This window comes from Actinokineospora inagensis DSM 44258 (genome assembly GCF_000482865.1).
GTDB lineage: Bacteria > Actinomycetota > Actinomycetes > Mycobacteriales > Pseudonocardiaceae > Actinokineospora > Actinokineospora inagensis.
The window spans coordinates 33,829-55,777 of sequence record NZ_AXWW01000007.1 but is presented as its reverse complement, the minus strand read 5'-3'; the positions used below and the strand labels follow the sequence as shown (position 1 = coordinate 55,777).

Genomic DNA, 21,949 nt, shown 5'->3' with positions numbered 1-21,949 from the left:
CAGCCGACCGCTACACCCGCCCCAGTCTGGCCAACAGGACCGCGGACGGCACGGGATGCGCGCCCCGGCGGCGCACGGCGTCGGCGACCGCCCGGTCGGAGGTGACCACGACCACCGGCCTGCCCTCCGGTTCGGCGGTGACCAGCGCCTTGATCACGTCGTCGGCGAGCACCCCCGGGTCGCTGAACAGCACCCGGACCCCGCGCGGCGCCGCCACCGGCACCGCGACCACCCCGGCCCCGTCGAAGACCAGGGTGACCTCGGCGGAGGTGCGGGCGGCCAGCGACGCCAACTGGCGGATCAGCCGTTCCCGCTGGTCGGCGAGGGACAGCTCGGGATAACCGGTCTTGGTGACGTTGTAGCCGTCGACCACCACGTGCACGGCGGGCAGCGCCAGCAGCCGCTCCAGCGCGGCCGGGTCCTCGACCCGGCCGACCACGCCCTGGGCGGCCGTCGCGCCGCGCACCAGGTCGGCCGGGCGCGGGCCGCCGCCACCGAGGGCCAGTTCCCGGCGCAGCCCGGTGACCGCGCCGTCCAGGGTGTCGACCAGCAGGGCCAGCCGGACCTCGTCGGCCTGCCTGGCCTCCCTGGCGGACTGCCGGGCGATGTCCGCGTCGGCCTCGGCCCTGGCCGCGCGGGCCCGCTCGTTCTCGGCCCGGTCGCGTTCCCGGTCGCGCTGGTCGGTCAGCGCCGCCAGGTCGGCCTTGACCTTGGTCTGCACCAGGTTCGCCGCCGCCTCGGCCGCGGCGGCGGCGTCCTTGGCCTCGCGCAGCCGCGCCCCCTGTTCGCGCAATCGCTTGCGCAGCCGCTCCAGCTCGGCCTCGCTCTCCGCGCGGACCCGGTCGGCCAGCCCGGCCGACTCGGCCAGCTCGGCCTGCGCCTTGGCCAGCTCGACCTCCACCTTGCGCAGCCGGGTCACCGCCGTGTCCCGCTCGGCCCGCAATGACGAGTCGGACGCGCGCCGCGACACCAGCTCCAGGTAGTGCACCGCGCTTTCCTCGCCGAGCAGCACCGCCGCGGCCGCCACCGCCACCGGGTCGTCACCGCCCAGGTCCAACGCGGCGGGCTTGTGCTCGCGGCACCACTCGACGACGGCGGTCCGGAAACCCGGCACATCGCGCAGACCAGCGAGGATCGCCGCCCCACCCAACCTGGCCCGTTTGGCCGGGGCGAACCGGGCGACCGCGCGCAACTGCTGCGGTACGTCGACCTTGGGCAGCGCCCCCACCGCCACCGCGCCCAGCTCCGCGAGCCTGCCGCGGACCGGCTCGGGCAGGCCGGACCACTCGACGACCGGGACCGAACCGTCCGAAGTAGACGACTCGGGCCCGTCGGGTGGATCGGGCAGGGACGACAGCGCCATCCCCTAAGGCTAGTCGGGTGCCCGCGACGCGCAGCAGGGGAAGTCACGCGGTGGGACGGGACCGGGACTGTCGGTGGGCTGATCTAGCTTCGGCCGTGATGAGCCCGCCGGTGAACCAACCCAGAGCCCAACTCGCGTTCGACGAGTTGGGCACCCCGCTGCGCGAGACCACCTTCGTGGTGTTCGACCTGGAGACCACCGGCGGCAGCGCCGACGCCGACGCGATCACCGAGTTCGGCGCGGTCAAGGTGCGCGGCGGCGAGGTGATCGGCGAGTTCGCCACCCTGGTCGACCCCGGTCGGGGCATCCCGCCGGAGATCGTGCAGCTCACCGGCATCACCAACGCGATGGTGTACACCGCGCCGCGGCTGGAGCAGGTGCTGCCCGCGTTCCTGGAGTTCGCCGCCGGGTCCGTCCTGGTCGCGCACAACGCCGGGTTCGACGTGGGTTTCGTGAAGGCCGCCTGCACCCGGATGGGTTACCCGTGGCCGAAACCGGCCGTCGTGTGCACGGTGCGGCTGGGCAGGCGGGTGCTCACCCGGGAGGAGGCGCCGAGCTGCAGGCTGTCCGCCTTGGCCGAGCTGTTCCACGCGACCACCAAACCGGTCCACCGGGCCCTGGCGGACGCCCGCGCCACCGTCGACGTGCTGCACGGCCTGCTGGAGCGGGTCGGGTCGCTGGGGGTGCAGTCGCTGGAGGAGCTGCTCGACTACATCCCCGAGGTGACGGCCGCGCAGCGCCGGAAGCGGACCCTCGCCGAGCACGTCCCCCACGAGCCGGGCGTGTACCTGTTCCGCGGCCCGTCCGAGGAGGTGCTCTACGTCGGCACCGCCAGCGACCTGCGGCGCCGGGTCCGGCAGTACTTCACCGCGAGCGAGACCCGGCGCAGGCTGCGCGAGATGGTCGCCCTCGCCGTCCGGGTCGACACGATCAGTTGCGCGCACGCCCTGGAAGCCCAGGTCCGCGAGCTGCGGCTGCTCTCGGCGCACAAACCCGCGTACAACCGCCGGTCGAAGAACCCCCGCAACGCCTGGTGGCTTGCCCTGACCGACGAACCGTTCCCCCGGCTGTCCCTGGTGCGCAAGCCACGCGCGGGCGCCCTGGGGCCGTTCCGGGTGCGTGGACAGGCGGAGGAGGCGATGGCGGCCCTGCAGGAGGCCACCGGCATCCGCCCCTGCACGATCCGGATCTCCCCGACCGGCGGCTCGACGCCCTGCGCCCTGGCCGAGTTGGGCCGGTGCGGGGCGCCGTGCGTCGGTCGGCAGAGCCCAGCCGAGTACGCGCCCGCCGTGGTGTCCGTGGAATCGCTGGTGGCCGGACGGGACCTGTCCCCGGTCGACCGGTTGCACCAGCGCCTGGCGGAGTTGGCCGCCGAACAGCGTTACGAGCAGGCAGGCGCGTTCCGCGACCGCATGCGAGTACTGCTCCGAGCCCTCGGCCGCTGCCAACGGCTGAGCACCCTCGCCGAGATCGCCGAGCTGGTGGCCGCCCGGCCGGACGGGTCGGGCGGCTGGGAGTTCGCGGTGGTGCGGTACGGCCGGTTGGCGTCGGCAGGGGTGGCCGGTCGCGGGGTGCCGCCGATGCCGGTGGTGGCGGCGCTGGTGGCGTCGGCGGAGACGGTGTTGCCGGACGAGGGTCCGTTACGCGGGGCGGCCGCCGAGGAGGTCGGCGTGGTGCTGCGCTGGTTGGACAAGCCGGGAACCCGGATGGTGCAGTGTTCACACCCGTGGGCCGAACCGGCGCAGTCGGCCGCGAAGTGGTGGCCGTGGCTGGACCGGGCGGACAAGGCCCTCACCGACTACCAGGACTCGTCCCGGTAGACCCGGTGCGCCGAGAAGTCCTCATCGTCGTTGGGAATCCTGGGGGCATCTTCATCCGACGCCACCTCGATGCGCTGCACAACGCCTGCGTCGCCCCCCAACGGCACAAACGCCCGCGCCACCTCATTCGCGGCGGTCTGACGCGCGTGCCGCACCAACGCCAAAATCTCGTCAGCCAACTCCGCCCCGGCTTTCCCCATCGCCGAGTCCTGGATGACCAGCCCGGTCAACGCCCCATTCGAGGCCACCGACACCGCGACAGTCCCATCCGCCGAGCACACCGTGGTCGCCGAGTCCTCCACCGCCTGCTTGAACTCCGTCGCCCGCTGCTGCAGGTCGGCGACCTTCGCCTCGAACTCAGCCAACCACTCATCCGGCGTCTGCACCGCCCCAGCGTAACCACCACGCTGCCCTACCCTGACCCCTACATCTTCCACACCGGAGGGACCCAGTGATCACCGCCATCGTGCTGATCAGCGCCGCCACCGACGCCATCACCGAAACCGCCCAATCCATCGCCGACATCGACGGCGTCGCCGAGGTCTACTCCTGCGCAGGCGACATCGACCTGGTCGCCATCCTCCGCGTCACCGACCACGAGGACCTGGCCCGCCTCATCCCCGGCCACATCAGCAAAATCCCCGGCGTCCTCGACACCGCCACCCACATCGCCTACCGCTCATTCTCCCAAAAAGACACCGAAGCCGCCTTCAACATCGGCGACGACTAACCCCACCCCCCACCCCCACCCTCATCGACGAGGGCCGCCAACCTGCCCCGCACACCCAAAAACCCCACACAAATCGACGAAGGCCGCCAACCCGCCCCACGCGCCTCGGAAGCCGCCGACACCAACTGCCCGCTGGGGTGAAGTTGTTTTGTTTGGGGGAGGCGGTGGCCTAAGCCGGCCGGCGGGTAAGGCCACGCTTTCCAGTGGCCCCGCCTTTTAGCCTTACCCAGGCCACCGCCAGGGGCCCCAAACAAAACAACTTCACCCCAGCGGGCACAGCCCGAAAAATCTGGCGCGATCCAGCGGCGTCGCCGAAGGCGACAAGCACACCCTAAAACCGCCCCTCAAAGATAATCCGAGCAACCTCCGTATCAGTCGCCTTCCCCTCGTCATACCCCCCCTGCCCTCGCAAGTTGTTCATGATCGCAAGCGTGTACCGCTCACCAGGCCCCACAAACCCCACCGAGTTCATCACCCACCCCCCGTCCTCTTCAGACCACCCATCCTTGTTCCCCGGACGAGCAGCAGACCCCGCCCCCCACACCCCCCACTGCTGATTCACCGCAACCTGCCGAAGCTGCCCAAGAATATAGCTCCGATCCTGAGCAGGCACCTTGTCCAGAACGTAATTGATCAGGCGATCCAAGTCAGCCGCAGTGCACTTCTGGAAACCCCAATACGGATAAGTCTTGCTGTACCCCCGCTGAGGCTGCAACGACGTCATCCCATACCCCGGGAAGGCGTCATTGAACGTCATATGATCAGACCCGCCATACTTGGCCCACAGCGCAGTAGCGGCATCATCATCCGAACTGTGCAGCATGGCAGCGATCTGATCCCGATCACGCGCCGACAACGTGATCACCCCAGCCCGGTCCCGACGAAAGAGATCAACAACCATCGCCAACTTGATCGTCGACGCCGTCCAGGTCATGTCATCGGCATGCCCGTTGCGCCACACAGCCCCGGTCGTCCGGTCCCGCACAACGATGCCCACAGTCCCCGGCCGCGCCGCCAGATAAGCCTCAGCAGCCGCGAACCGCCGCTGGAAGTCACAGTCAAACCCGGTCTTCGGACACTCAGGAGCCACCGAAGTCGACGTGACAACCGGCGCAGACGCCGACGGGGACACCGGAGACGTAGCGGGCAACGTCGCCACTGGCGCGATCGCGTTCTGCGACACAGGCTCCGCGGGCGCCGGATCGGCACACCCCGTGACGACGACCCCAACCACCAACACCGTCACACTGAGTAACACCCGCTGGATCACGCCCGGCAGGCTACCGCGAAACGGGTGGCACCGGCAGACGTGAGAGGGGCGACACCCAACCGGGTGCCGCCCCTCACACAAACGCGGAACCTACTTGTCCCCGGATTCCAGTTCCCGATGCCCGTCACCGTGCTGGGCCGCACGCGCACGAGCCAGCGCGGCGGTCTCCTCCGGCGGGTCCGGCGTGAAGAACGAGCCCTGCACCGGGGCGCCCGCCGAGCCGAGCTTGTTCATCTTCTTCGGCACCGGCGCGCCCTGGTACTCCAGCGGGATCGGGTGCCCGTGGTCGTCCACCGGTCCGAGCGGCTGGTGGATCTCGATGAACTCGCCGTGCGGCAGGCGCTTGATGATGCCGGTCTCGACGCCGTGTTCCAGCACCTCGCGGTCCGAGCGCTGCAGGCCCAGGCAGATGCGGTAGGTGAGGTAGTACGCGATCGGCGGCAGGACCAGCAGGCCGATGCGACCCATCCAGGTGGTGGCGTTCAGCGAGATGTTGAACTTGTCCGCCAGCACGTCGTTCGCGGCCGAGAGCAGCGACACCATGAAGTAGGTGATCGCCATCGCGCCGAGGCTGGTGCGGACCGGGACGTCCCGCGGTCGCTGCAACAGGTTGTGGTGCGCGTAGTCCTTGGTGAACTTCCGCTCGATCCACGGGTACATGGCCGCGACGCCGCCGAGCAGCGGCAGACCGAGCATGAACGGGAAGAAGGCCGCCGGGATCGTGTAGTTCCCGAGGTAGACCTCCCACGCGGGCCACAACCGGATGAGGCCGTCGGTCCAGCCCATGTACCAGTCGGGCACGGTACCCGCGGAGATGTGCGCCGGGTTGAACGGACCGAAGTTCCAAATCGGGTTGATCTGGAACAGGCCGCCCATGGCCGCGGTGACGCCGACGACGACGGCCATGAACGCGCCGCCCTTGACCGCGAACACCGGCATGATGCGCACGCCGACGACGTTGGTCTCCTTGCGCCGCACCCCCGGGTACTGGGTGTGCTTCTGGTACCAGACCAGCGCCAGGTGGACACCGATCAGCGCCAGCAGGATGCCCGGGATGAGCAGGATGTGCACCGTGTACAGCCGGGGCACGATGTCCTCACCGGGGAACTCGCCGCCGAACAGCAGCCAGTGCACCCAGGTGCCGAGCACCGGGATGGACAGGATCAGGCCGGACATGATGCGCAGGCCCGCGCCGGAGAGCAGGTCGTCGGGCAGCGAGTAGCCCGCGAAGCCCTCGGTGGCGCCGAGCAGGAACAGCAGGATGCCGATGACCCAGTTGACCTCACGCGGCCGCCGGAAGGCGCCGGTGAAGAACACCCGGAACATGTGGGTGACGATCGACGCCATGAACAGCAGCGCCGCCCAGTGGTGCATCTGCCGGGCGAACAGGCCGCCGCGCACGTCGAAGCTGAGGATCAGCGACGACTCGTAGGCCCGGGACATCTCCAGGCCGCGCAGGTTGGCGAAGGTGCCGTTGTAGACGACCTCCTGCATGGAGGGGTCGAAGAACAGCGCCAGGTAGGTGCCGGTGAGCAGCAGGACGATGAAGCTGTAGAGCGCGATCTCGCCGAGCAGGAACGACCAGTGCGTGGGGAAGACCTTGTTGAGCTGGCGGCGCAGGCCACCAGCCATGTGGTAGCGGTCATCCGCCCACTTGGCCGCGCCGCCCGCGGCACGGGCGACCGGGTTGTCGGGCTTGGTGGGAGTTGTGATGGCGCTCATGACTTACGCTCCCAGAATGCCGGCCCTACCGGCTCGGTGAAATCGCTCCTGGCGTAAAGGTAACCCGTTTCCTCGTCGACCGCGATGGGAAGCTGGGCCAGCTTCCGGGTCGCCGGGCCGAAGATGGGCTTGGCGTACTCCAGCGCGTTGAACTGCGACTGGTGGCACGGGCAGAGGATCCGGTTGGTCCGCTGTTCGTAGAGCGAAGTGGGGCAGCCGAGGTGGCTGCAGATCTTCGTGTACGCGTAGTAGTCGCCGTAGTTGAAGTCCTCTTGGCCCTGCGCCTTGATGACCTTGGCGGCGTCCTCGGGGCGCAGCCGGATCAGCATGACCGGGTTGTCCGAGCGCTTCAGCGCGGCGGAGAGCGCCTCGTGGTCCTTGCGCTCGCTCTCCCGGAACGGGAAGACCGTCTCCATGCCGCCCGCGTCCATGTCGGACGGCTTGACCAGCACGACCTCTTCCGGGTCACCGGTGTCCTTGCGCAGGAACACCTTCTCCCCGTCCTTGTGCTGCCAGCCGGTGTGCCACAGCGAGTTGGGGCTGTCGGTCTGCGCCCACGGGTCGCGGACCAGGCCGCCGAGCGCGAACACGCCGACCCCGAGGCCCATCGCCCCGGCGCCGATGCCCGCGGTGCGCTTGATCAGCGAGCGGCGGGCGATGCCGTTGCGGGTGCCCGCGTCGGCGAGGTGCGCGATGATGGTGGCCTTGTCGACCTCGGTGGACCCGCCGTCGTGGCGCTGCTGCACGGCGATCTCGTGCGGGATGAACTTCTTCGTGTAGAGCAGCGTGCCCACGCCGACCGAGGCGACCGACAGGCCCAGCGTCACACCCAGCATCGGGGTGTAGAGCGAGTACAGGTCGTAGCCGCTGGTGCCCGGCGCCTTGTAGGCCGACGGCCAGAACAGGAACACGCCCGCGAAGGCGAGCCCGGCGACGGCGGCGAGCAGGAACCAGAGCGCGACCAGCCGCTCGGCGCGCTTCTCGGCGCGGGTGCCCTTGACCGGGAACGGGTCCGGGTACTCGATGATCTCGACACCGTCGAGCTTGGCGCCCAGCTTGACCAGGTCCTCGCGGGACATGGCCGCGAGCTCGTCCGCCGAGGGGAGCTCCTGGGGATCGGTGGAACTCATGCTTTAGCCCCAATCCAGAGGGTCACACCGACCAGCGCGGCGATCCCCACGATGAATGCGATCAGCCCCTCGGACTGCGGCCCGAGCCCGCCGATCGGGTCGCCACCGGGGTTGTTGTTGCCGTCGGTCACCGACTTGACGTAGGCGACGATGTCCTTCTTCTCGTCCGGGGTGAGCTGCCGGTCGGAGAACTTGGGCATGTTCTGCGGGCCGGTCAGCATCGCGGTGTAGATCTCCTCCTCGGTGACCCCGTCGAGCGCCGGGGCGTACTTGCCGGAGGAGAGCGCGCCACCGCGGCCGGTGAAGTTGTGGCAGGACGCGCAGTTGAGCCGGAACAGTTCGCCGCCGCGGGCCGGGTTGTCGCCGCGCAGTTGCGCGCCGGTCTCGGACGGCAGGGTGGTCCCGCCGCCCTTCGACTGGACGAACGCGCTGATCGCGTCGATCTCCTCGGGGCTCAGCTTCGGTGGCTTGCGCTCGATCTGGGCTTCCTGGCGGACCGCGGGCATCCGGCCGGTGGCGGTCTGGAAGTAGGTGGCCGCCTCGCCGACGCCGATCAGGCTGGGGCCGCGGTCCTTCACCCCTTCCAGGTTCTGGCCGTGGCAACTGATGCACGTGTTGTTGTAGATCTGCTCGCCCTTGCGCACCAGGGCCGGGTCGCCGTCGGCGTGCGCGACCGGGGCCTCCGGCGCGAACGCGGAGTACAGCAGGCCCACCGACATCAGCGCGAACCCGAGGGCGAGCAGACCGGCCACCCGCCTGCGGAGCTTGCCGCGGCGCGGCAGTTTCTTGATCATTGAAGGGCAACCCTTGCTGTCGGTTCGGGTGAGCGACATCAGCGAGTCAGGGAACCGGGCCATCGCTACGGGACCAGGTAGATGACCGCGAACAGGCCGATCCACACCACGTCGACGAAGTGCCAGTAGTACGAGACGACGATGGCCGAGGTCGCCTGCGCCGGGGTGAACTTGCTCAGCTTGGTGCGGATGAGCAGGAACACGAAGGCGATGAGACCGCCGATGACGTGCAGACCGTGGAACCCGGTGGTGAGGTAGAAGACCGTCCCGAACGCCCCGGACGGGATGGTCACCCCCTCGTTGGTCACCAGGTTGTAGTACTCGTAGGCCTGACCGCCGACGAAGATCGCGCCCATGACCAGCGTCAGCAGGTACCAGCGGCGCAGGCCGAACACGTCGCCGCGCTCAGCGGCGAAGACGCCGAGCTGGCAGGTGAACGACGAGGCCACCAGGATGATCGTGAACGGCAGCGCGTAGGGCACATTCAGGTGGATGTGCTCCCCGTTGGCCAGTGGCGGCGGCCAGACGCCGGTGTCGTTCTGCGCCTTGACGGTGAAGAACATGGCGAACAGCCCGGCGAAGAACATCAGCTCGCTGGACAACCACACGATGGTGCCGACGCTGACCATGTTCGGCCGGTTCAGCGAGTGCACACGCTGGCCAATGGAGGGCGCTGCTGCAGTCACGGGTCGCATTATGTCTTGCGGGTACCCGGCTCGCCCGGTCGGGTCGCGAGTAGACCGCGTCACACCGGTGGCGGGCGGGGAAGGGCGGGGACGTGGGCTTTCTCGATCGGGTTCGTACGCTGTTCACCAGCGGGGAACGGCCGGAACTGAGCCCGGACACACCGGACTTGGCGGTGGTCGCGGGCAGCTTCGACGACGCGGAGGCGGCCTCGGTCGCGCTCACGCGGTCGGGTGAGCTCCGGCCGGGTGAACCGGCCGTGTTGCGCCACCACCTGGTGCTACCCGCGGACCGGCTCGACGAGGCGGCCGGGTTGATCGCTCAAGACGGCTACGTCCTGCGCGAGATCGGCGTCGACGACAGTGGCCTGACCAGGGTGCATGCCCTGCGCGCGCAGGTGCCGACCGCCCTGGAGTGCTCGCGGGAACGGTCCCGTATGGCCGGTTTGGCCGCCCGCCTCGGCGGCGACGCGCTCGGGTGGGACGTGCTGCAGACCAGGTGACGTGAGACCGATAACATCAGTGCACCCGTCGCTTGAGTGAAGGACGCCGCCGCATGAGCACTGCAGCCCTGAGGATCCTGGTCTTCAGCCACCGGCCCGAGGTGCGCGAGACGATCATCACAGCGGTCGGCCGCAGGCCGGCCGCGGACATCGGCCGGGTCGCCTTCACCGAGGTCGGCACCATCGCCGAGGTGCTGATGGAGATGGACGCGGGCGGCGTCGACCTGGCCATCCTGGACGGCGAGGCCCAGCCGACCGGTGGCATCGGCCTGTGCAGGCAGTTGAAGAACGAGATCACCGAGTGCCCGCCGATCGTGATCGCGGTGCGCCGCAAGGACGACCGCTGGCTGGCCACCTGGTCCCAGGCCGACGCCGTGCTGGTCCACCCCCTCGACCCGCTCACCGCCGCCGAGACCGTCGCCGACGTCCTGCGCACCAAGCGACTCCCGCTGGTCCGGGGCTGACCCCATGGCCGAGCGTTCCTGGAAGGCCGTCCTGAACTTACTGGTCTCCGGGACCGACCTGGACGCGGCGGACACCGCGTGGGCCATGAACGAGATCATGGCCGGTGCCGCGACCCACGCCCAGATCGCCGCTTTCGTGGTCGCCCTGCGCTGCAAGGGCGAAACCCCCGCCGAAATCGCGGGCCTCGCCAACGGCATGATGGCCAACGCCCGCCGAGTCCACATCGACCACCCCGCCGTGGACGTGGTCGGCACCGGCGGCGACCAGGCCCACACGGTCAACATCTCCACGATGACGTCCCTGGTCACCGCCGCCGCAGGCGCCCCCGTGGTGAAACACGGCAACCGCGCCGCCTCGTCGAAATGCGGCACCGCGGATGTCTTGGAAGAACTCGGCGTCGCCATCGAACTGTCCCCGGAAGCCGTCGCCACCTGTTTCGCGGACATCGGCATCGCCTTCTGCTTCGCCGCCGCCTTCCACCCCGCCCTCCGCCACGCGGGCCCCGTCCGCAGCCAACTCGGCATCCCCACGGCGTTCAATGTGCTGGGCCCGTTGACGAACCCAGCCCAACCCAAGGCCGGTCTGGTCGGCTGCGCGAACCTCCGCCTGGCCCCCGTCATGGCCGAGGTCTTCGCCTCCCGCGGCGCCTCGGTCCTGGTAGTCCGCGGCAACGACAACCTCGACGAAATCACCACCACCACCACAACTTCGGTATGGGCGGTATCCGACGGCAACGTCCGCGAACTAACCCTGGACCCCACCCACCTCGGCATCCCCCAATCCCACCCAGAAGACCTCCGCGGCGGCGACGCCCCCTACAACGCCCAAGTGGTGCGAGACCTCCTCGCAGGCAAAAAAGGCCCCGTCCGCGACGCCGTCATCCTCAACGCCGCCGGCGCCATCGCCACCCACCGAGGCCTCACCGAAGACCTCTACGCCGACTTCGAGGCAGGCCTAACACAAGCAGCCGAAGCCATCGACACCGGCGCCACCGCCACCCTCCTAGACCGCTGGATCCAACGCTCCCAAGAACTGGCCTAGGAAACACATCAACAAAGGCCACCACCCCACCCCACCCCACGCGCCTCGAAACCCGCCCCTCATCGACGAGGGCCGCCAACCGACACCGCGCGCTTCAAAACCCGCCCCATATCGACAAAGCCCCACACGCGCACCGCGCCCAAAAAAACACTCCCCCATATCAGCGAAACCCCACACTGGCACCGCGCGCCTCGAAACCCGCCGACACCAACCGCCCGTTGTGGTGAAGTTGTTTTGTTTGGGGGGAGCGGTGGCCTAAGCTGGCTGGCGGGTAAGGCCACGCTTTCCAGTGGCCCCGCCTTTTAGCCTTACCCAGGCCACCGCTAGGGGCCCCAAACAAAACAACTTCACCACAACGGGCACCCCCGCTTTCATCTGGCGCCCGAGGCCGGCGTCGCCGGCAGGCGACCAGGCCGACCCCCGAGGCGAAGCCGAGGCCCAGTGCCCCCTCACACCAAGATCAACCGAGCACAAAGCCCCCAAATACACAGCCTACCCAAGCCCACCGACAAGACCGCCCAGCCGACCGGCAACCATGATCAACCCGAACTTGAGCCCCTGAATACACAGCCTAGACGAACTCCCCGACAAGATCACCAAACCAAGATCATCCAACCAAGACCCCCATCAAGACCCGCGAACCAAGATCACCCCACCAGCCCAGAAAACCGAAAAAGCCCGCACACCCACCAGGTGCACGGGCCCCTTCACCAATCCTCAATCAGTCGCATTCGGCCGCGTGTGGTACTCGAACACCAACCCGCCCACCGTGAACAACACACACACCACCGCGATCACCAACAGCCAGATCTGCCAAAACGCCATGGCGAACCCCGCCATGGCCGCCGAAGCAGCCAACCCCACCGGCCAGTAAGACCCAGGGCTGAAGAACCCCAACTCACCGGCCCCGTCACTGACCTCAGCGTCCGGGTTGTCCTCCGGCCGCTGCTCCAACCGCCGCGACACGAAGTGGAAGTACGACCCGACGATCAGCGACAACCCACCGGTGAGGATCAGCCCGACTGTCCCGACCGGTTCTCCCGCCCACACCCCGTACACGATCGCGGCCAGGAAGAAGAAGCCCGTCGTGATGTCGAAGAGCCTCGCTTCAACCTTCATGCTGTCCTCATCCTCACCTGGGCCTGAGCATTCACTTGGTGGCCGTGCGAGCCGTGCGGTCGGTGTTGAACGGCTTGGTGGTGACCGCCGTGGGCGAGCACAGGTCGCCGCAGTTCATCTTGGTCAGCGCCTCGGCCGCGGTGTAGCCCTTGCCGGTGTCCGGGTTGGTCTGGGTGCGCAGCTTGAGGTACTGGTCGAACAGGTCGGGGCTGATCGCGCGGACCTCGAAGTTCATCGCCGAGTGGTAGGTGCCGCACAGTTCGGCGCAGCGGCCGACGAACGAGCCCTGCTTGTCGATCCGGTTCTGGAACGTGGAGTCCTGGTCGTTCTTCTCCGGCCGGGGGAAGACGTCGCGCTTGAACAGGAACTCGGGCACGAAGAACGAGTGGATGACGTCGCGCGAGTGCAGTTTGTACTCGATGGTGCGCCCGGTCGGCAGGACCAGCAGCGGGATCTCGGCGGAGCTGCCGATGGTGCGCACGGTCGTGTCGCCGGGGGCGGCGGGCTTCTGCTCGGCGCCGCCGTTGCGGTAGCCGACGTAGTCGAACTCCCAGTTCCACTGGAAGGCGAGCACGTCGACGGTGACGTCCGGGTTGTCGGTCTCGGCCTGCACGTAGTTCTGGGTGGTGGCGGTGAAGTAGAACAGCACGACCACGATCACGACCGGGATTCCGGTGTAGATCCACTCCAGGAAGTGGTTGTACTGGAACTGCTTGGGCAGCGTCTCGCCGCGCTTGCGGTGCGCGACCACCGGCCACAGGATCAGCGCCCAGGTGATCACACCGATGATGAGTGCCGCGACCACGGACCAGGTCCAGAACTCCCGCATCCGGTTCGCCTGGGGGGTGATGCCCTCCGGCCAGCCGAACCGCAGCACCTCGTCGGTGGAGCAGCCGGTGGCGCCAAGGGCGATCAGCGAGACCAGACCGGCGACCTTGCCCAGCCGGGCGACCGGCGAACGCTTCCCGGCGGCCTTGGGTGTGCCCACTGCTCGACTCCTCCTCAACATGGTGCCTCCAGGCACTGTCGATCCGCTCGCCACCAGCCCCGACCAGCCGTTGGACACGCCGGTTCGGCGCTCGTGGGGAGCACTGCGGAGCCTAGCCCAGCGACCTGGGCCACACCGCCTGAGGGGTGATCGGACGTCGGTCACACTGGGGGGCACCATGGGCCGCGCTGGACCCGTCCGAGTGAGGCTCGACCGGCGGTCCCTGCCGGGCTCAGGCAACCGAGCCCGGCATACTTGCGTCTTCCGGTCCCTGGCACGACACGAGAGGTGCGCAGCAGCGTGTGCGGTCTGATTGGCCTGGTCTGCCCTTCCGAGATGGACGCCGTCGCCGCGCGGTCGGCCGTCGGCGCGGCGATGCGCTGTCAGCGCCACCGCGGCCCGGACGAGAGCGGCACCTGGACCGGCGGTGAGGTCGTCTTCGGCTTCAACCGGCTGTCCATGATCGACATCGAGCACTCCCACCAGCCGCTGCCGTGGGGGCCGCCGGAGTCCCCGCAGCGCTACACCCTGCTGTTCAACGGCGAGATCTACAACTACCTGGAGTTGCGGGCGGAGCTGACCGAGCGGCACGGCGCCCGGTTCACCACCGACGGTGACGGCGAGACGATCGTGGCCGCGTACCACTATTGGGGCGAGGCCGCGGTCACCCGTCTGCGTGGCATGTTCGCGTTCCTGATCTGGGACTCGCACCGGCAGGCACTGTTCGGCGCGCGGGACCCGTTCGGCATCAAACCGTTGTTCTACGCGGCGGGCCCCGGTGGGGTGGCGTTCGCCAGCGAGAAGAAGTCGATCCTGGAGTTGGCGCCGCTGCTGGGCATCCGGCAGGAGCTGGACCGGCGGTCGCTGCAGCACTACCTGACGCTGCAGTACGTGCCGGAGCCCGCGACGCTGCACACGGCGATCCGGCGGATCGAGTCGGGCACCTGCTTCACCCTGGTGCCCGGTGAGGAGCCGGTGGTCAAGCGGTACTGGCAGCCGCGGTTCTCGCCGACGGCGATCCGGGGGCCCGCCGACGCGGAGACGCTGTACCAGCGGATCGCCGGTGTGCTGAGCGACTCGGTCCGGGTGCACATGCGCGCGGACGTGACGGTGGGCTCGTTCCTGTCGGGTGGCATCGACTCGACCGCGATCGCCGCGCTGGCCCGCGAGCACAACCCGGACCTGATCACCTTCACCACCGGTTTCGAGCGCCAGGGCTATTCCGAGGTGGACGTGGCCGCCGAGTCGGCCGCCGCGATCGGCGTCAAGCACGTGGTCCGGACGGTGTCCGCGCAGGAGATGATGGACGCCCTGCCGCTGATCGTCTGGTACCTGGACGACCCGGTGGCCGACCCGGCGCTGGTGCCGCTGTGGTTCATCGCCCGCGAGGCCCGCAAGCACGTGAAGGTGGTGCTCTCCGGTGAGGGCGCCGACGAGCTGTTCGGCGGCTACACGATCTACCGCGAGCCGCTGTCGCTGGCGCCGTTCGAGCGGGTGCCGGGTTCGCTGCGCAAGCTGATGGGCCGCGTGTCGACGAAGATCCCCGAGGGCACCCGCGGCAAGGACCTGCTGCGCCGCGCGTCGCTGTCGCTGGAGGAGCGCTACTACGGCAACGCCCGCATCTTCCGCGACGACCAGTTGCGCCCGGTCCTGCGCACGTTCGACCCGGGTGTCGGCCACCGCGACATCACCGCCCCGCACTACCGGGACTCGGTGTCCTGGGACCCGGTGACCCGCATGCAACACGTCGACCTGTTCACCTGGCTGCGCGGCGACATCCTGGTCAAGGCCGACAAGATGACCATGGCGAACTCGCTGGAGCTGCGGGTGCCGTTCCTGGATCCCGAGGTCTTCCGGGTGGCGGCCGAGGTGCCGCTGGAGCAGAAGATCACCAAGGAGACCACGAAGTACGCCCTCCGCCAGGCGCTTCGCCGGGTCGTCCCCGCGCACGTGCTGAACCGCAGGAAGCTCGGCTTCCCGGTGCCAATCCGGCTGTGGCTCAAGGACGAGATGCACGACTGGGCCCGCGACATCGTCATGGCCTCGCAGACAGACGCGCTGATCGACAAGAACGCCGTGCTGAAGCTGCTGGAGGAACACCGTTCGGGACTGCTGGACCACAGTCGGCGAATCTGGGCCCTGATCGTCTTCATGCTCTGGCACGGCATCTTCATCGAACGCCGCATCACGCCGGTGATTCCCGAGCCGCACTACCCGGTCAAGCTGTGAGGTGCGGGGCCGCCGCCCGGCCGGGTGGCGGCCCCCGCAGTTCGACGATTCAGCGTCTCGGCAAGACGCTCAGTTCCCACTCCACACACGTCGGCCGCCCGCCCGCGTCCAGGTACTCGACCACTGCGCCGAGCACCAGTTCGACCGGAACTTCCGCTCCGGGCCGGATGTTGGCCGGGTGCAGCCCCGCACTGTGGTACTCCACCCAGTCGGCATTGGTCCCCACAGTTGGAACGAACACATCCCGACCATCGTGCCACTGCAGGAACCCCACGGCGTTGTACACCCCAAACGCCAACGTCGGCCCCTCCTCCTCGGCGTCAGGGCCCGGCCTGGTCTCGCCCATTTCCCACATCCACCCAACCGCCACCCCAGCCGCGTTGAGCCCCACCACCTCACCGACAACATCAACATCGCCGGTGAGCTCATCACGCGCGATAAACCCCGAATGAGTCATCGGCGTCCGAGCGTCGGTCACCGCTTCGCCTTTCCGAGGCAGGTGTGGCCGCCCGTCCTGAGTGGACGGGCGGCCTTTCGCTAGACCGACTTCAAGAACGCGGTCCACGCACTCGCAGGCAGTTCGACCAGCCCACGATCGGGGCACTTCGAGTCGCGAACAGCGACCAGGCCGGGGCGGAACGCCACCTCGACGCACTCGCCACCGTTCGTACTGCTGCGGCTCGACTTGCGAAACGCGACACTGGACCAGTCAGTCACGACAGTCACCTTTCCGACAGGGAAGCCAACATCGCCGCCCACCCGCCAGCGGCCAACACGACCAGCCCACCGCCTGGGCACTTCGAGTCCCGGACAGCGACCAGACCAGGGTGGAAGGCCACCTCTACGCAGTCACCGCCGTTGACATCGCTGCGGCTCGACTTGCGGAACGCGCCAGCTCGAAACCCCACCTCAACGCAGTCACCACCGTTGGTGCTGCTGCGGCTGGACTTGAGAAACGGGACAGAGGCCAATCAGTCACAACGATCACCTTCCTGACAACGAAGCCAACGTCGCTACCCACGTGCCGGCGGGCAACACGACCAGCCCACCGCTCGGGCACTTCGAATCGCGAACCGCGACCAGACCGGGACGGAAGCCCACCTCCACACAGTTGCCACTGTTTACATCGCTGCGGCTGGACTTGCGGAACGAGATCGCGGCCCAGTCAGTCACGACAACCACCTCTCGGCAAAGAGGCCAACGCCTCAGCCCACGCGCTTGCGGACAGTTCGATCAGCCCACCATCCGGGCACTTCGAGTCCCGGACCGCGACCAAGCCTGGGCGGAACGCCACCTCAACGCACTCGCCGCCGGTGGTGTCGCTGCGGCTGGACTTGCGGAACGCCACCTCCACACAGTTGCCGCCGTTGGTGCTGCTGCGGCTGGACTTGTGGAACACGCCGGGATGGAAGCCCACCTCAACGCACTGGCCACCGTTCACGTCGCTGTGGCTCGACCTGTGGAACGGGACCTCATCCCAGTCAGTCACGGCGGTCACCTTTCCGACAAGGAAGCCAACATCGCCACCCACGCGCCGGCGGGCAACACGACCAGCCCACCGCCGGGACACTTCGAGTCCCGAACGGCGACCTGCCCAGAACGGAACCCCACCTCCACACAGTCGCCACCGTTCGTGTCGCTGCGGCTGGACTTGCGGAACGAAACTGTGGCCCAGCCACCCGCCCTGGGTGCTGTCATGGCTGTCAACTCCCTGTAGTTGCCACCGCGGCGTACTCGTTCGCCACGGTCTCCACCAAGTGTCGCGATTCCACCGGGCCGAGGGCTACCCCCTGCAATCTCGCGAACAATTCCGCGAAGCGTCGAACTGTCTCCGGCGGCTTGTCGAGGTAGGCAGCATCGGAGTACATCTCCAGGTAGACGATGTCGTTCGCCATCTCGTGTCCGAACCGGAAGATCTTGAAGTTGGTGCTCAGGGGCGCGTAGGAGCGGCTGGCGAACGGGATGACCTGCAGAGTCACATTGGGGAGCATGGCTACCTGGGCCAAGTGACGCAGTTGCTCAGCCATCACCGCAGGGCCACCGATCTGGCGTCGCAACGCTGACTCACTGAGCACGAAGGCGAACTTGGCTGCGTTCTCCCTGGTCAGCAGGATGCGCCGGTCGACACGGACACGCAATGTGTCGCCAACAACGGAGTCGTCCGGGTCGATGCCCTGCGCGTCGAACATGGCTCGGATGTAGTCGTCGGTCTGCAAGACGCCGGTGATGATCTCCGACCGGACCTCCATGATCTCGCTGGCGTCGGACTCCAAGTCTCGGAACGCGCGGAACCAACGCGGCCCCAGGTAGAACGTGGTCTCACCGGTCGGCCTGCCGCGCTTTGGCTTGGCTGCGCGGGAGAGTTCGCGGCACCAGAGTTGGTCTTTCTCGCTCGCTCGGTACAGGGCCAGCAGCACGTCCAGGTCGGTCTTGTCGATGCCGATCTTCCCGGACTCGACGCGGCTGATCTTGTTCCCGGCTTTGCCCAGGTGTTCGGCCGCTTCGTCCTGGGTCAGCCCGGCTTGTTCGCGCAGTCGCAGCAGCTCCGCGCCGAGCAGCCGTCGCTGCATGCTGATCGACCGCGATGGGCTCGTCATGGCCCCGGATCCTCTCACAGTCGATCACCGTGGGTGACCCGCACCGGTTCACACGAATAGGTGACTATACAAAATGGAGTTACACAATAAGCTCAACCGCACTGGACAGTCGCTTCCCCAGTCAAATCTTGAATGTTGAGTCTCATCACCGTAGCGCCCCGCGCTCGCCACCCCTCGGAGGTATCCCCGATGACCACCCCCACCCGCGACGAGTTCACCGCCCTCATCACCGGCACCGTCACCGACGAGGCACCCCGCCTCTTCGCCGTCGTCGAGGAGTTCGGCGAGCGGGCCGACGCCCGCATCGCCGCCTGGGGCATGGCCTTCGCCGAGCACACCGAGCTCGTCGCCACCCACCAGCCGCTGCGGATGAGCCTGCGCTCCCCCGAGTCCGCCCTCAACCTGTTCGCCCACAAAGACCAGGTCCAGGCCCACCTCGTCTGGGTCGCCCCGGACGAAAGCTGAACCGCGACAGCCAGGGGCCGCCCCGGTCCCCCGAGACGGCCCCTGCCCCGCAAACGCCCACCCAGCCAACCCCCACACAACCAGGTGAAACCCCACCCCTTGACACCGACCGCACCGTGGTCCACGCAGGAGCCCACCCACCCGGGGGCCGGGGGCCCATTCCTGAACCTATCGCGAACCGCGACCTGTCAAGGCCAGCGCGAACCTCCTGTGGACAACAGGCCCGGATGTGGACAACTCACGGCGTGACGGTCAGCCGGGGGTCGCGCTCCACCACACCCTCAAGCACCTTGTCGATCGCCGTCACCAGGTCGGCGTCCAGCTTCCGCCCGGCCGCCGCAGCGTTCTCCGTGACCTGTTCCGGCCGCGAAGCCCCGATGATCGCCGACGCCACGTTCGGGTTGTTCAGCACCCACGCGATCGCCAACTGCGCCATCGAGAGCCCGGCCTCGTCAGCCAGCGGCCGTAGCTTCTGCACCGCGACCAGCACCTCGTCCCGCAGCAGGTGGGCGATCATCTTCGCGCCCAGGTCGTCCGTTGCCCGGGAGCCTGCCGGGGGTTGCGAACCGGGCGCGTACTTGCCGGTCAGCACGCCCTGCCCCAGCGGCGACCACACGATCTGGGACAGCCCCTCGCGTTCCGACGCGGGCACCACCTGGTCCTCGATCACCCGCCACAGCATCGAGTACTGCGGCTGGTTCGACACCAGCGGCACGTTCAGCTCCCGCGCCAGCGCGGCGCCCCGGGTGATCTGGTCGGACCTCCACTCCGACACGCCGATGTAGAGCACCTTCCCCTGCCGCACCAGATCGGCGAAGGCCGACATGGTTTCCTCCAGCGGCACCGTCCGGTCGAACCGGTGCGCCTGGTACAGGTCCACGTAGTCGGTCCCGAGCCTGCGCAGCGACCCGTGCGCAGCCTCGATGATGTGCTTGCGGCTCAGTCCCCGGTCGTTCGGCCCGGGGCCGGTGACCCCGTAGACCTTGGTGAAGATCTCCACGCCCTCGCGCCGTTCGCCCTTGAGCGCGCGGCCGAGGACGGACTCCGCCTTGGTTTCGGCGTAGACGTCGGCGGTGTCGAAGGTCGTGATGCCGGCGTCGAGGGCGGCCCGCACGCAGGCGTGCGCGGCGTCCTCCTCGACCTGGGAACCGTGGGTGAGCCAGTTGCCGTACGAGATCTCACTGATGTTGAGACCACTGCGGCCAAGGCGACGAAACTCCATACCTCCCAAACTAGACGGAAGCACCCGGCGACACGCGCGGCTTCGGGATGCGCAGCTTGCGCAGTTGCGTGGCCCGGACGAACGAGTACCAGCCGATCGACAGACCGCTCGCGGGCTCCTTGGGGAACTTCGCCCGCACCTTCTTGAGCACCCGACGGGCGTTGAGCACGGCCTCGACGATCATCGCGACCAGCATCACCAGGCAGATCAGCGTCGCGTACTGCTGCACCTGCAGCGACGGCACCAGCAGCGACACGAACACCAGGATGGCCAGCGGCATGAACAGACCGAGCAGGTTGCGCTTGGCGTCGACGAGGTCCCGCACGTACGCCTTGACCGGACCACGGTCGCGCGGCATCAGATAGCGGTCGTCGCCCTCGGCCATCCGGCGGCGCTGCTCGATCCGCTGTTCCTTGCGCTGTGCGGCGCCCTCTTTGCGCTCCTCCTTGGAACCGCGGGCGCGGCGCATGGCCTCACGCGTGGTCTTCGGCGGTGGGGCGACCGGACCGCGTTTGCGGCCCTCGGCCTCGCGGCGCTTGGGGGTCGGCTTGCCCTTGCCGGGGGTGTGTCCCTTGGGGCCGGCGTCGCCCACGGTGACGGCGGCCGCCTCCACCTGGTCGGCGTCGGGGCTGTCGGCGGCGTTGCGGCGCAGGAACCTCACACGACAAGGGTAGGACAAGGCCCGTGGTGGTTACGCTGCGCCCGTGCGAGTTGTTATCGCCCCGGACAGCTTCGGCGGCACGCTGACCGCCGCGCAGGCCGCGTCCGCCATCGCCACGGGTTGGGCGCGCGGCGCTCCCGGTCACCGGTTGACGTTGTGCCCGTTGGCCGACGGCGGCACCGGGTTCGTCGAGGTCCTGCTGGCCGCGTTGGGCGCCGAACCGCGGTCGACGGTGGTCACCGGGCCGCTGGGTGAACCCGTGTCGGCCCGGTGGCTGGTGCACGACGGCGTCGCCTACCTGGAGTCCGCCGAGGCCATCGGGCTGCACCTGGTCCCGGCGGAGCGGCGGCCCGAGGTGTGCGAGACGGCGACAACCCGCGGCGTCGGTGAGTTGGTGCTGGCGGCACGGGACGCCGGGGTGTCCAGGGTCGTCATCGGTCTGGGCGGGTCGGCGACCACGGACGGCGGACGCGGGCTGCTGGAGGTCCTGAGCGGGCCGCTGCCAGACCTGTACGCCGCCATCGACGTGGAGAACCCGCTGCTCGGCCCACACGGCGCGGCGGCGACATTCGGACCGCAGAAGGGCGCGGACGCCGCGGCCGTGGCCCGGTTGGAAGCTCGACTCCTCGCTTGGGCGAACGAGCTGACGACCCGGTGCGGCCAAGATCTGCGCGACGAACCAGGCGCCGGGGCGGCGGGCGGACTGGGATTCGCGTTGATGGCGATGGGCGCTGCCGTCGTCGCCGGTACGCAGGTAGTGCGGGCGGCGACCAGGGTGGACGACGCCATCAACCACGCCGACCTGGTTGTTACCGGGGAGGGCAGCTTCGACTGGCAGTCACTGCGCGGGAAGCTCGTGACAGCGGTGGCGGGTGCGGCGGCCGAGCGGGAAGTGCCGTGTGTGGTGCTGGCCGGTCAGGTGTCGGTGGGGCGCAGACAGGCCGGGTCGGTCGGTGTCGCCGAGGCCCATTCGGTGGCCGAGCACACCGGATCGGTGGAATCGGCGCTGGCCGATCCCGCCGGTACCCTCGCCGACCTCGCCGAACACGTCGCCCGGCAGTGGCGCTGAGCGCAACCGTGCCGGGTTCCCCGCGCGGTGTGCCACCATTGACGGGGTACGGAACAAAGCCCGAGCACGCCGTGTTGT

Annotated in this window: 26 protein-coding genes; 8 read left to right on the top strand and 18 right to left on the bottom strand. The window is 68.6% G+C overall.

What is annotated here, in order from left to right; genetic code table 11:
• Nucleotides 1-10 precede the first annotated feature (10 nt).
• Complete coding sequence (locus H504_RS0102415) at nt 11-1,363, bottom strand: NYN domain-containing protein (protein WP_026421457.1); 1,353 nt, start codon at nt 1,361-1,363, stop codon at nt 11-13.
• 110 nt (nt 1,364-1,473) lie between these two features.
• Here H504_RS0102415 and H504_RS0102410 point away from each other — a divergent pair, with 110 nt between their 5' ends.
• Nucleotides 1,474-3,183 (top strand): DEDD exonuclease domain-containing protein, encoded by a 1,710-nt coding sequence (locus H504_RS0102410; protein WP_425394026.1) that lies wholly within the window; start codon nt 1,474-1,476, stop codon nt 3,181-3,183.
• Here the strand turns inward: H504_RS0102410 and H504_RS32950 are convergent.
• Nucleotides 3,162-3,569, bottom strand: a complete 408-nt coding sequence (locus H504_RS32950; protein ID WP_051385415.1) for a YbaB/EbfC family nucleoid-associated protein — start codon at nt 3,567-3,569, stop codon at nt 3,162-3,164. The two genes, H504_RS0102410 and H504_RS32950, sit on opposite strands and share 22 nt — an antisense overlap.
• Before the next feature lie 65 nt (nt 3,570-3,634).
• Here H504_RS32950 and H504_RS0102400 point away from each other — a divergent pair, with 65 nt between their 5' ends.
• Entirely contained in the window at nt 3,635-3,913 is a 279-nt protein-coding gene (locus tag H504_RS0102400) for an Lrp/AsnC family transcriptional regulator (protein ID WP_026421455.1), read from the top strand.
• A 331-nt stretch (nt 3,914-4,244) separates the two neighbouring features.
• Here the strand turns inward: H504_RS0102400 and H504_RS0102395 are convergent, their stop codons facing one another.
• The 5 genes from H504_RS0102395 to ctaE all read right to left on the bottom strand — a co-directional run bounded on the left by H504_RS0102395 (nt 4,245) and on the right by ctaE (nt 9,524).
• Nucleotides 4,245-5,183, bottom strand: coding sequence for a serine hydrolase (locus H504_RS0102395; protein WP_245614039.1), 939 nt, complete (start codon nt 5,181-5,183; stop codon nt 4,245-4,247).
• 90 nt (nt 5,184-5,273) lie between these two features.
• Nucleotides 5,274-6,905, bottom strand: a complete 1,632-nt coding sequence (qcrB, locus tag H504_RS0102390; protein ID WP_026421453.1) for a cytochrome bc1 complex cytochrome b subunit — start codon at nt 6,903-6,905, stop codon at nt 5,274-5,276.
• Entirely contained in the window at nt 6,902-8,035 is a 1,134-nt protein-coding gene (gene qcrA, locus H504_RS0102385) for a cytochrome bc1 complex Rieske iron-sulfur subunit (RefSeq protein ID WP_026421452.1), read from the bottom strand. Before qcrA ends, qcrB begins: the two co-directional genes overlap by 4 nt.
• Nucleotides 8,032-8,829, bottom strand: a complete 798-nt coding sequence (qcrC, locus tag H504_RS0102380) for a cytochrome bc1 complex diheme cytochrome c subunit (RefSeq protein ID WP_026421451.1) — start codon at nt 8,827-8,829, stop codon at nt 8,032-8,034. Before qcrC ends, qcrA begins: the two co-directional genes overlap by 4 nt.
• 65 nt (nt 8,830-8,894) lie before the next feature.
• Nucleotides 8,895-9,524 carry an aa3-type cytochrome oxidase subunit III gene (gene ctaE / locus H504_RS0102375; RefSeq protein ID WP_084467315.1) on the bottom strand — a complete coding sequence of 210 codons (630 nt, stop codon included), beginning with the start codon at nt 9,522-9,524 and terminating at the stop codon, nt 8,895-8,897.
• Between the two features lie 83 nt (nt 9,525-9,607).
• Between ctaE and H504_RS0102370 the strand changes: the two genes are divergently transcribed.
• The 3 genes from H504_RS0102370 to trpD are packed head-to-tail and all read left to right on the top strand — an operon-like array spanning nt 9,608 to nt 11,521.
• Nucleotides 9,608-10,015 (top strand): hypothetical protein, encoded by a 408-nt coding sequence (locus tag H504_RS0102370; protein WP_026421449.1) that lies wholly within the window; start codon nt 9,608-9,610, stop codon nt 10,013-10,015.
• A 53-nt stretch (nt 10,016-10,068) separates the two neighbouring features.
• On the top strand, nt 10,069-10,479 hold the full coding sequence (locus tag H504_RS0102365; protein ID WP_026421448.1) for a hypothetical protein: 411 nt from the start codon (nt 10,069-10,071) through the stop codon (nt 10,477-10,479).
• Between the two features lie 4 nt (nt 10,480-10,483).
• Nucleotides 10,484-11,521: an anthranilate phosphoribosyltransferase gene (gene trpD / locus H504_RS0102360; protein WP_026421447.1), complete on the top strand. Its 1,038-nt coding sequence runs from the start codon at nt 10,484-10,486 to the stop codon at nt 11,519-11,521.
• A 717-nt stretch (nt 11,522-12,238) separates the two neighbouring features.
• Here trpD and H504_RS0102355 read toward each other — a convergent pair.
• Complete coding sequence (locus tag H504_RS0102355; RefSeq protein ID WP_026421446.1) at nt 12,239-12,640, bottom strand: cytochrome c oxidase subunit 4; 402 nt, start codon at nt 12,638-12,640, stop codon at nt 12,239-12,241.
• A gap of 31 nt (nt 12,641-12,671) precedes the next feature.
• Nucleotides 12,672-13,628 (bottom strand): aa3-type cytochrome oxidase subunit II, encoded by a 957-nt coding sequence (gene ctaC / locus H504_RS0102350; RefSeq protein WP_084467314.1) that lies wholly within the window; start codon nt 13,626-13,628, stop codon nt 12,672-12,674.
• A gap of 300 nt (nt 13,629-13,928) precedes the next feature.
• Here ctaC and asnB point away from each other — a divergent pair, with 300 nt between their 5' ends.
• Nucleotides 13,929-15,857 carry an asparagine synthase (glutamine-hydrolyzing) gene (gene asnB / locus H504_RS0102345; protein WP_026421444.1) on the top strand — a complete coding sequence of 643 codons (1,929 nt, stop codon included), beginning with the start codon at nt 13,929-13,931 and terminating at the stop codon, nt 15,855-15,857.
• A gap of 49 nt (nt 15,858-15,906) precedes the next feature.
• Here asnB and H504_RS0102340 read toward each other — a convergent pair whose 3' ends face one another.
• From H504_RS0102340 to H504_RS0102315, 7 genes are all read right to left on the bottom strand, one after another.
• Nucleotides 15,907-16,203 carry an Imm1 family immunity protein gene (locus tag H504_RS0102340; RefSeq protein ID WP_169735307.1) on the bottom strand — a complete coding sequence of 99 codons (297 nt, stop codon included), beginning with the start codon at nt 16,201-16,203 and terminating at the stop codon, nt 15,907-15,909.
• Nucleotides 16,204-16,394: 191 nt separating this feature from the next.
• Nucleotides 16,395-16,574, bottom strand: coding sequence for a DUF397 domain-containing protein (locus H504_RS0102335; protein WP_026421442.1), 180 nt, complete (start codon nt 16,572-16,574; stop codon nt 16,395-16,397).
• A gap of 5 nt (nt 16,575-16,579) precedes the next feature.
• Nucleotides 16,580-16,765 (bottom strand): DUF397 domain-containing protein, encoded by a 186-nt coding sequence (locus H504_RS39350; protein ID WP_342668748.1) that lies wholly within the window; start codon nt 16,763-16,765, stop codon nt 16,580-16,582.
• Between the two features lie 76 nt (nt 16,766-16,841).
• Nucleotides 16,842-17,030, bottom strand: a complete 189-nt coding sequence (locus H504_RS43520; RefSeq protein WP_084467313.1) for a DUF397 domain-containing protein — start codon at nt 17,028-17,030, stop codon at nt 16,842-16,844.
• The gene (locus tag H504_RS0102325; RefSeq protein ID WP_026421440.1) at nt 17,023-17,346 is read right to left on the bottom strand and encodes a DUF397 domain-containing protein; all 324 of its coding nucleotides are present in this window, start codon (nt 17,344-17,346) and stop codon (nt 17,023-17,025) included. Before H504_RS0102325 ends, H504_RS43520 begins: the two co-directional genes overlap by 8 nt.
• Nucleotides 17,347-17,351: 5 nt before the next feature.
• A complete protein-coding gene (locus H504_RS39340) occupies nt 17,352-17,555 on the bottom strand; it encodes a DUF397 domain-containing protein (protein WP_026421439.1) in 204 nt (67 codons plus the stop codon).
• 5 nt (nt 17,556-17,560) lie between these two features.
• Complete coding sequence (locus H504_RS0102315) at nt 17,561-18,454, bottom strand: helix-turn-helix domain-containing protein (protein WP_026421438.1); 894 nt, start codon at nt 18,452-18,454, stop codon at nt 17,561-17,563.
• Between the two features lie 189 nt (nt 18,455-18,643).
• Here H504_RS0102315 and H504_RS0102310 point away from each other — a divergent pair, with 189 nt between their 5' ends.
• Nucleotides 18,644-18,919 (top strand): hypothetical protein, encoded by a 276-nt coding sequence (locus H504_RS0102310; RefSeq protein ID WP_035303083.1) that lies wholly within the window; start codon nt 18,644-18,646, stop codon nt 18,917-18,919.
• 238 nt (nt 18,920-19,157) lie between these two features.
• On the opposite strand, the gene H504_RS0102305 is transcribed toward H504_RS0102310, so the two are convergent.
• Nucleotides 19,158-20,141: an aldo/keto reductase family protein gene (locus H504_RS0102305; protein ID WP_026421436.1), complete on the bottom strand. Its 984-nt coding sequence runs from the start codon at nt 20,139-20,141 to the stop codon at nt 19,158-19,160.
• A 10-nt stretch (nt 20,142-20,151) separates the two neighbouring features.
• Entirely contained in the window at nt 20,152-20,802 is a 651-nt protein-coding gene (locus tag H504_RS0102300) for a DUF3043 domain-containing protein (protein ID WP_026421435.1), read from the bottom strand.
• Nucleotides 20,803-20,845: 43 nt separating this feature from the next.
• On the opposite strand from H504_RS0102300, the gene H504_RS0102295 reads away from it, so the two are divergent.
• A complete protein-coding gene (locus H504_RS0102295; protein ID WP_026421434.1) occupies nt 20,846-21,871 on the top strand; it encodes a glycerate kinase family protein in 1,026 nt (341 codons plus the stop codon).
• The last annotated feature ends 78 nt before the right edge of the window (nt 21,872-21,949 follow it).